General features: G+C 72.4%; 6 protein-coding genes. 5 read left to right on the plus strand and 1 reads right to left on the minus strand.

Going from position 1 to position 8811, the window contains the following annotated elements; translation table 11 throughout:
- Positions 1 to 97 precede the first annotated feature (97 nt).
- The 4 genes from Q7T52_RS01315 to Q7T52_RS01330 all read left to right on the plus strand — a co-directional run bounded on the left by Q7T52_RS01315 (position 98) and on the right by Q7T52_RS01330 (position 6261).
- Positions 98 to 931 carry a phosphate ABC transporter ATP-binding protein gene (locus tag Q7T52_RS01315; RefSeq protein WP_304798858.1) on the plus strand — a complete coding sequence of 278 codons (834 nt, stop codon included), beginning with the start codon at positions 98 to 100 and terminating at the stop codon, positions 929 to 931.
- A gap of 401 nt (positions 932 to 1332) precedes the next feature.
- Positions 1333 to 4863: a transcription-repair coupling factor gene (gene mfd / locus Q7T52_RS01320; RefSeq protein WP_304798860.1), complete on the plus strand. Its 3531-nt coding sequence runs from the start codon at positions 1333 to 1335 to the stop codon at positions 4861 to 4863.
- 43 nt (positions 4864 to 4906) lie between these two features.
- The gene (locus Q7T52_RS01325) at positions 4907 to 5656 is read left to right on the plus strand and encodes a hypothetical protein (RefSeq protein ID WP_304798862.1); all 750 of its coding nucleotides are present in this window, start codon (positions 4907 to 4909) and stop codon (positions 5654 to 5656) included.
- The gene (locus Q7T52_RS01330) at positions 5653 to 6261 is read left to right on the plus strand and encodes a MazG family protein (RefSeq protein ID WP_304798864.1); all 609 of its coding nucleotides are present in this window, start codon (positions 5653 to 5655) and stop codon (positions 6259 to 6261) included. Before Q7T52_RS01325 ends, Q7T52_RS01330 begins: the two co-directional genes overlap by 4 nt.
- 71 nt (positions 6262 to 6332) lie before the next feature.
- On the opposite strand, the gene Q7T52_RS01335 is transcribed toward Q7T52_RS01330, so the two are convergent.
- Positions 6333 to 7163 carry a hypothetical protein gene (locus Q7T52_RS01335; RefSeq protein ID WP_304798866.1) on the minus strand — a complete coding sequence of 277 codons (831 nt, stop codon included), beginning with the start codon at positions 7161 to 7163 and terminating at the stop codon, positions 6333 to 6335.
- A 227-nt stretch (positions 7164 to 7390) separates the two neighbouring features.
- Between Q7T52_RS01335 and eno the strand changes: the two genes are divergently transcribed.
- Positions 7391 to 8668 carry a phosphopyruvate hydratase gene (gene eno / locus Q7T52_RS01340; RefSeq protein ID WP_304798868.1) on the plus strand — a complete coding sequence of 426 codons (1278 nt, stop codon included), beginning with the start codon at positions 7391 to 7393 and terminating at the stop codon, positions 8666 to 8668.
- Positions 8669 to 8811 lie beyond the last annotated feature (143 nt).

The following is an 8811-nucleotide window of genomic DNA, read 5'->3' on the forward strand; positions in this document are numbered from 1 at the left end:
CCCCCCCCCCCCCCCCCCCCCCCCCCCCCCCCCCCCCCCCCGGCGCGGCCCCCCCCCCCCCCCCCCCCCCCCGGCTCCCGCCGATCGGAGACCAGCCATGACCAGCACCCTGCCCGACCACGCCGCACCCGCCTCGCCCGGCTCGGGCGCCTCGGCGCTCGCCGAGATCGAGGCGCGCGACATCACCGCGTGGTTCGGCACCCACAAGGTGCTCGACCGCGTCTCGCTGGTCATGCCGGCCGGGGGCATCACCGCGCTCATCGGCCCGTCCGGCTGCGGCAAGTCGACCTTCCTGCGCATCCTCAACCGGATGCACGAGCTCGTGCCGTCGGCCTCGCTCGCCGGCGAGGTGCTGCTGGACGGCGAGGACGTCTACGACCCCTCGCGACGGCTCATGGACGCCCGCCGCTCGATCGGCATGGTGTTCCAGAAGCCCAACCCGTTCCCGGCGATGTCCATCCGCGAGAACGTCCTCGCCGGGCTCAAGCTCACCGGCACCAAGGCCTCCCGCTCCGACCGCGAGGCGCTCGTCGAGTCCTGCCTCGTCAAAGGTGGCCTCTGGAACGAGGTCAAGGACCGCCTCGACGCCCCCGGCGGCGGTCTCTCCGGCGGCCAGCAGCAGCGGCTCTGCATCGCGCGCTCCCTCGCCATCAAGCCGCGCGTCCTGCTCATGGACGAGCCCTGCTCCGCTCTCGACCCCACCTCGACCCGGGTCATCGAGGAGACCATGCTCGAGCTGGCCCGCGAGGTCACCATCGTCATCGTCACCCACAACATGCAGCAGGCCGCCCGGGTCTCCGGCCGGTGCGCCTTCTTCCTCGCCTCCCACGGCACCCCCGGCGTCATCGTCGAGCACGGCGACACCCGCGCCATGTTCGAGAACCCCCAGGACCAGCGGACGAGCGACTACGTCAACGGGCGGTTCGGCTGAGGGTGGGTGCCGCCGCCCGGCCTGTCGGGCGGTGAGCACGCCACCTTCTGGGGCCGTATGAGCCGTCTGTTCGGTGGTTCACGTACCGCTCACCCCGGCCGGGCCTGTCGGGCGGTGAGTACGCCACCTTCTGGGGCCGTCGGAGCCGGCTGTTCGGTGGTTCATGCACCGCCCACCCCGGGCCGGCCTGTCGGGCGGTGAGCACGCCACCTTCTGCGGTCCTCAGAGCGGGCCGTTCGGTGGCTCACGCACCGCCCACCCCACCCCACCCCCACGCGGCCCGACCGGACCCGCGCGGGTGGGTGGACTGTCGGTGGGCGGTCCTAGACTCGGAGCAACCCCCGGTCATCGGTCGAACGGGGGCCTGTCGTGTTGCCGTCCCACGCCCACCCGGAGTCCTCGTGTCCCTCGCCGCCCTGGCCAAGCTCGTCCTCGCGAGCGCGCCCTACGCCGACCTCGCGGAGCGTGCGACCAAGCCCGGCGAGCGAGCCCTCGACCTGACGGGCCCGGCCGCCCTGCGCCCGTTCGTCGCGGCCGCCCTCGTCGGGGCCGGGCGCACCACGCTCGTCGTGACCGCGACGACCCGTGAGGCCGAGGAGCTCACCGCCGAGCTCGGCGACCTGGTCGGTCCCGAGGTCGTCGCCCACTACCCGAGCTGGGAGACGCTGCCCCACGAGCGGCTCAGCCCGCGCAGCGACACCGTCGGCAAGCGCCTCGCCGTCCTCCGCCGGCTCGTCCACCCCGGCACCGACGCCAGCAACGGTCCGCTCCAGGTCGTCCTGGCCCCGGTGCGCTCGCTGCTCCAGCCGCAGGTCAAGGGCCTGGCCGACCTCGAGCCCGTCGAGCTCGCCCTGGGCGACACGATGCCGCTCGACGACCTCGTCCGGCGGCTGTCCGACGCCGCCTACAGCCGGGTCGACCTCGTCGAGAAGCGCGGCGAGTTCGCCGTGCGCGGCGGCATCGTCGACGTCTTCCCGCCCACCGAGGAGCACCCGCTGCGCGTCGAGCTGTGGGGTGACGACGTCGAGGAGATCCGCTCGTTCTCCGTGGCCGACCAGCGCACCCTCGACAAGGCCGAGCGGCTCTGGGCGCCGCCGTGCCGCGAGCTGCTGCTCACCGACGAGGTGCGCGCCCGCGCCGCCGAGCTCGGCCGCGAGCACCCCCAGCTCCTCGAGCTCACCGACAAGATCGCCAACGGCATCGCTGCCGAGGGCATGGAGTCCCTCGCGCCGGTGCTCGTCGACGAGATGGAGCTGCTCGTCGACCTGCTCCCCGACGATGCCCACCTGCTGCTGCTCGACCCCGAGCGGGTCCGTTCCCGGGCCCACGACCTCGTCGCGACGAGCGACGAGTTCCTCGGGGCCAGCTGGGCCGCCGCGGCCGGTGGTGGCACGGCCCCGATCGACCTCGGCGCGGCGTCCTACCGCTCGCTGGGTGACGTGCGCGAGCACGTGATCGGCCGCGGCCAGTCGTGGTGGACCCTCAGCCCGTTCGGCCTCGACACCGAGGACCAGACCGACACCGGCGACCGGCCCACCGTGGCTCTCCCCGCCGCCCCCGCACCGGCCTACCACGGCGACGTCGAGCAGGCCCTCAAGGACCTGGGTCGGTGGCGCGACGAGGCCTACCACGTCGTCGCGGTCCACCCCGGCCACGGACCGGCGCAGCGGCTGGTCGAGGCGCTCGGCGAGCGCGACGTCCCCGCCCGCCTCCAGGAGGTCGGCGACACCCTCGACGCGGCGGTCGTCACCGTCACCTGCGGCGCCCTGACCCACGGCTTCGTCGACGAGGTCGCCCGTGTCGCGGTCATCACCGGCGAGGACATCTCGGGCCAGAAGGCCTCGACGCGCGACATGCGCAAGATGCCGGCCCGGCGCAAGAAGCAGATCGACCCGCTCGAGCTCAAGTCCGGCGACTTCGTCGTCCACGAGCAGCACGGCGTGGGCCGCTTCGTCGAGATGAAGCAGCGCGAGCTCCAGGGCGCCAAGCGCGAATACCTCGTGCTCGAGTACGGCGCCTCCAAGCGCGGCGCCCCGCCCGACCGGCTCTACGTCCCGGCCGACGCGCTCGACCAGGTGACGCGCTACGTCGGCGGTGAGTCGCCGAGCCTGGACCGGCTCGGCGGCGCCGACTGGGCCAAGCGCAAGGGCCGCGCCCGCAAGGCCGTCAAGCAGATCGCCGCCGAGCTGATCAAGCTCTACGCCGCCCGCCAGGCCACCAAGGGCTTCGCCTTCGGTCCCGACACCCCGTGGCAGCGCGAGCTCGAGGACGCGTTCCCGTTCACCGAGACCCCCGACCAGCTGACCACCGTCGACGAGGTCAAGTCCGACATGCGGCAGGTCGTGCCGATGGACCGGCTCGTCTGCGGCGACGTCGGCTACGGCAAGACCGAGATCGCGGTGCGCGCGGCGTTCAAGGCCGTCCAGGACGGCAAGCAGGTCGCCCTCCTCGTGCCGACCACGCTGCTCGTCACCCAGCACCTCAGCACCTTCAGCGAGCGGATGAGCGGCTTCCCGGTCGTGGTCAAGGGCCTCAGCCGGTTCCAGACCACCAAGGAGGCCGCCGAGGTCACCGCCGGCCTGGCCGACGGCACCGTCGACATCGTCGTCGGCACCCACCGCCTGCTCAACCCCGACATCCGGGTCAAGGACCTGGGCCTGATCATCGTCGACGAGGAGCAGCGCTTCGGCGTCGAGCACAAGGAGCAGATGAAGCGGCTCCGCACGACCGTCGACGTCCTCAGCATGAGCGCGACGCCGATCCCGCGCACGCTCGAGATGGCCGTCACCGGCATCCGCGAGATGTCGACGATCACCACGCCGCCCGAGGAGCGCCACCCGGTGCTGACCTACGTCGGTGCCTACGAGGACCGGCAGGTGATGGCCGCCGTACGCCGCGAGCTGCTGCGCGACGGCCAGGTCTTCTTCATCCACAACCGGGTCAACTCGATCGAGAAGGCTGCGGCCCGGCTCCGCGAGCTCGTGCCCGAGGCGCGGGTCGCGACGGCGCACGGCCAGATGGGGGAGCACCAGCTCGAGCAGGTGATGCTCGACTTCTGGGAGAAGCGCTTCGACGTGCTCGTCTGCACGACGATCGTCGAGTCGGGCCTCGACGTCTCCAATGCCAACACGATGATCATCGAGCGCGCCGACACCCTCGGCCTCTCCCAGCTCCACCAGCTCCGCGGCCGCGTGGGCCGCAGCCGCGAGCGCGCCTACGCCTACTTCCTCTACCCCGCCGAGAAGCCGCTCACCGAGACCGCCCACGAGCGCCTCGCGACCCTCGCGCAGCACTCCGACCTCGGCGGTGGCATGGCGATCGCCATGAAGGACCTCGAGATCCGCGGCGCCGGCAACCTGCTCGGCGGCGAGCAGTCCGGCCACATCGCCGACGTCGGGTTCGACCTCTACGTGCGGCTCGTCGGCGAGGCCGTCAACGAGTTCAAGGGCGAGACCGAGCCCGAGCTCAACGAGGTCCGCATCGAGCTCCCGGTCGACGCCCACCTGCCCCACGACTACATCGAGAGCGAGCGGCTGCGCCTCGAGATGTACCGCCGGCTGGCCGAGGTCCGCTCCGACGACGACGTCGACCTGCTCGCCGAGGAGATGGTCGACCGCTACGGCGAGCCGCCCGTCGAGGTGCTCTCGCTGCAGCTGGTCGCGCGGTTCCGGGCCCGTGCCCGCCAGGCCGGCATCGGCGAGGTGACGATCGCCGGGCGCAACGTCCGGTTCGCCCCGGTCTCGCTGCCCGAGTCCCGCCAGGTGCGGCTGCTGCGGATGTATCCCAAGTCGGTCATCAAGAACGCCGTCGACACCGTGCTCGTCCCGCGACCCGGCACCCCCGGCGCCACCGGGAAGCCGTTGGAGGGGATCGCCCTGCTTGAATGGGCGCGAGGCGTGATCGACAGCGTCCTCGACCCGCCCAGCCAGTGACCGTCCGTCGACTGGCGCCGCTAGCCGCCCAGGAGTTCTCGTCGTGAGCATCACCCCTCGCCTCGCCGCGCTGGCCGTCCCGCTCCTGCTCGTGGGCGGTGCGCTCACCGGGTGCGGCGTGTCCGACGGGCCGCAGGTGCGACCCGGCGTCGCCGCCGAGGTCGACGGCACGACGATCGAGCTCTCCGACGTCGACGACACCGTCGCCGGCACCTGTGCCTACCTCGACGACGCCGACGGCGCGCTGCCGTTCCCGCGGGTGACCGTGCGCCGGCTCCTCGTCGAGACCCTGGTGCGCGAGACCGCCGCCGAGCGGCTCCTCGACGAGCTCGACGCCGAGCTCCCCGACACCTACGCGCCCGCGGTCGCCTCCATCGACCAGAACTACGCCGACGCCCCCGACGACCAGGCCGCCGCCATGCGGGCCGGCGACACCTCCAGCACCTACGTCGCCCTGGCCAGCGACGCGATCGGCAACACCCTGCTCCGCGAGGAGACCGGCGCCGAGCCCGGCAACCCCGAGGAGATCCGCGCCCGCGGGACCCAGGCCATCGCCGACTGGCTCGCCGACCACGACGTCGACCTCAACCCGACCTACGGTCTGCGCATCGATGACGGCAGCTTCGTCGCCGACGACGGTCTCTCGGTGCCGGTGAGCGACGGGGCCGTCTTCAACCAGGGCGTGGCCGGCTTCGACATCTCCGGCCAGGACGAGGAGCTGCAGACCAAGATCCAGCAGGCCTCCGCCCAGCTCAGCGACGACCAGGTCTGCGGCACCCGCACCGCCGGATGACCGAGCCCGGGCTCGAGCCGCTGCTCGAGTTCCGCGAGGTGATGCGGCGCCTGCGCGCCGAGTGCCCGTGGAAGCAGGAGCAGACGCACCGCTCGCTGGTGCGCTACCTCGTCGAGGAGCTCCACGAGACCGTCGACGCCATCGAGTCGGGCACCCCCGACGACCTGCGCGAGGAGCTGGGCGACCTGCTGCTGCAGGTCTACTTCCACGCCGCGATCGCCGAGGAGTCGGGCAGCTTCACGCTCGACGACGTGGCCGCCGGCATCGTCGCCAAGATGCGCCGCCGCAACCCGCACGTCTTCGGCGACGCGGGCCGGCAGGGCTCGGCGGCCGAGGTCAACGAGCTCTGGGAGTCGGTCAAGGCGACCGAGAAGCAGCGCGACCACGTCACCGACGGGATCGCGCCGACGTTGCCGGCGCTGCTCTATGCCGACAAGGTCCTCGACCGGCTCGGCCGGGCCGGTGCGGCTCCGGTCGCCCCTGCCGCGGCTGGCGACGGCGTGGGTGACCGGTTGCTCGCGCTCGTCGCCGAGGCGCACGACGCGGGCGTCGACCCCGAGCAGGAGCTGAGGGACGCCGTACGCCGGCTGCTCGACGAGGCCTGACGCGCCGGACCCCGGCGAGCGGTGCTCGCCGGGGTCCGGATGGGTCGTGCGGGTGGGGCGTCAGCCGAGGGTCAGCCGCCGTAGAGCGACGCGACACCCTCGCGGTCGGTGGCCGACATGCTGAGGTCCTCCGTCGCGCCGTTGCACTGCGGGTAGTGCATGATCGACGCCGAGTCGTAGGGCGTCAGCGGGCGCCAGTTGTTGTCCTCGAAGCAGGTGCCGGCCTCGGGCCGGGTGTGCTCGTGCCGGAAGCCCAGGACGTGCCCGAGCTCGTGGGCGAGGATGTTGGCGGGCGCCCAGCCGGAGGTCGTGAGCGAGTCGGCCACGAGCACGTTGCGCTCGACGTCGGCGCTGCTCGGGAAGAAGGCCCGTGCGATGTACTCGCTCGTGACGACCGGCTCGACCGGGAACAGCACCGCGTTGTTGCTGGTCACGCAGCTGCCGTCGGCCGACGGGACGTAGGTGAAGTCGATGCCGGAGGACGCCGCCTCCCACTGGCCGGCGCCGGCCGCCATGGCCGAGACCACCGTGGCCTTTTCGGCCCCGAAGTCGTCGCTCACGCAGTAGGTCAGGTTGGTCGCCTGGCTCGCGCTCCACACGTCGTCGTCGCCGAAGTCGTCGGTGTTGACGATGAGGCTCGTCGAGCCGGTGTCCTGCGTGGCGACCATGTGGTCGTAGTAGGCGCGCAGCTCGGCCTGGTCACTGATCGCCTCGTCGCCGTTGACGATGTACTGGCCGTCGTGGTCGCGGTAGGTCGCCGCCTCGAACTCCGCGAAGGACGGCGGCTGGGGCGCTGCCACCGAGTTCTCCTCCGGGGCGCCCTGTGCGGCGGGCGAGACGAGCAGCGCCGCACAGGCGGTGGCTCCGAGGACGACGACCTTGAACGGTCGGGAGTGCTTCATGCTGGGGTCTCCTTGTGGGTTTCCTTCTGCAATGGCAACCGGCGTCGTACGACCGGTCTAGACAACCTCTCCGATCCGCCCGCACCCTGCCTAGCGGGGTAACCCTCGACCTCACCCCCGCCTCCCTCGCCCCCTCGGCGCCGCGTGCGCCGGACCGAGGGGGCACGGGGGAGGATGACAGCGGTAGCGTGAGGCGTCCCATCGGTTCGGCCCCCAGGAGCAGTGACGTGGCATCGATCGAAGCCGTCGGAGCCCGCGAGATCCTCGACTCGCGCGGCAACCCCACCGTCGAGGTCGAGGTCGCCCTCGACGACGGAGCGTTCGCGCGGGCGGCGGTGCCCAGCGGCGCCTCCACCGGGGCGTTCGAGGCGGTCGAGCTGCGTGACGGCGGCGACCGCTACCTCGGCAAGGGCGTGGCCACCGCGGTCGACGCCGTGATCTCCCGGATCGGCCCGGCCATCGAGGGGATGACGGTCGACGACCAGCGGCTCGTCGACCAGACGATGATCGACCTCGACGGCACCCCCAACAAGGCCGAGCTCGGCGCCAACGCGATCCTCGGGGTCTCGCTCGCCGTAGCCCGGGCCGCGGCCGACTCGAGCGGCCTGCCGCTCTACCGCTACGTCGGCGGTCCCAACGCCCACGTGCTGCCGGTGCCGATGATGAACATCCTCAACGGTGGCTCCCACGCCGACTCCAACGTCGACGTCCAGGAGTTCATGATCGCGCCGATCGGCGCGCCGACCTTCCGCGAGGCGCTGCGCCAGGGCGCCGAGGTCTACCACGTGCTCAAGACGGTGCTGAAGAAGAAGGGCCTGGCCACCGGGCTCGGCGACGAGGGCGGCTTCGCGCCCAGCCTCGACTCCAACCGGGCCGCGCTCGACCTGATCGCCGAGGCGATCGGCGAGGCCGGCTACGACCTCGGCACCGACTTCGCCCTGGCGCTCGACGTCGCGGCCTCGGAGTTCTGCGACGGCGGCAGCTACTCGTTCGAGGGCGGCACCAAGACGAGCGCCGAGATGACGGCCTACTACGCCGAGCTCGTGGCGTCCTACCCCATCGTCAGCATCGAGGACCCGCTCGACGAGGACGACTGGGACGGCTGGAAGACGATGACCGACCAGCTCGGCTCGCAGATCCAGATCGTCGGCGACGACCTCTTCGTCACCAACGTCGAGCGGCTCCAGCGCGGCATCAGCGGCGGCAACGCCAACGCGCTGCTGGTCAAGGTCAACCAGATCGGCTCGCTCACCGAGACCCTCGACTCCGTCGACCTCGCTCACCGCAACGGCTTCCGCTGCATGATGAGCCACCGCTCCGGCGAGACCGAGGACACCACGATCGCCGACCTCGCCGTCGCCACCAACTGCGGCCAGATCAAGACCGGTGCCCCCGCCCGCTCCGAGCGCGTCGCCAAGTACAACCAGCTCCTGCGCATCGAGGAGGAGCTCGGCGACGCCGCCCGATACGCCGGAGCTGCCGCCTTCCCGCGTTTCGCGCGCTGATCCCGGCCTCTCTCGGGAGAGGATGGTCCGCATGTCCACGCCTGGCTCCGGTCGCCGTACGCCGTCCCGCGGGTCCCGTCCCGCTGGCGGCCGCGGCGGCCCCGGCCGGTCGCGCCCGACCCGGCCGCGCGCCGGTGCGGGAG

This window comes from Nocardioides sp., from assembly GCF_030655615.1.
GTDB lineage: Bacteria > Actinomycetota > Actinomycetes > Propionibacteriales > Nocardioidaceae > Nocardioides.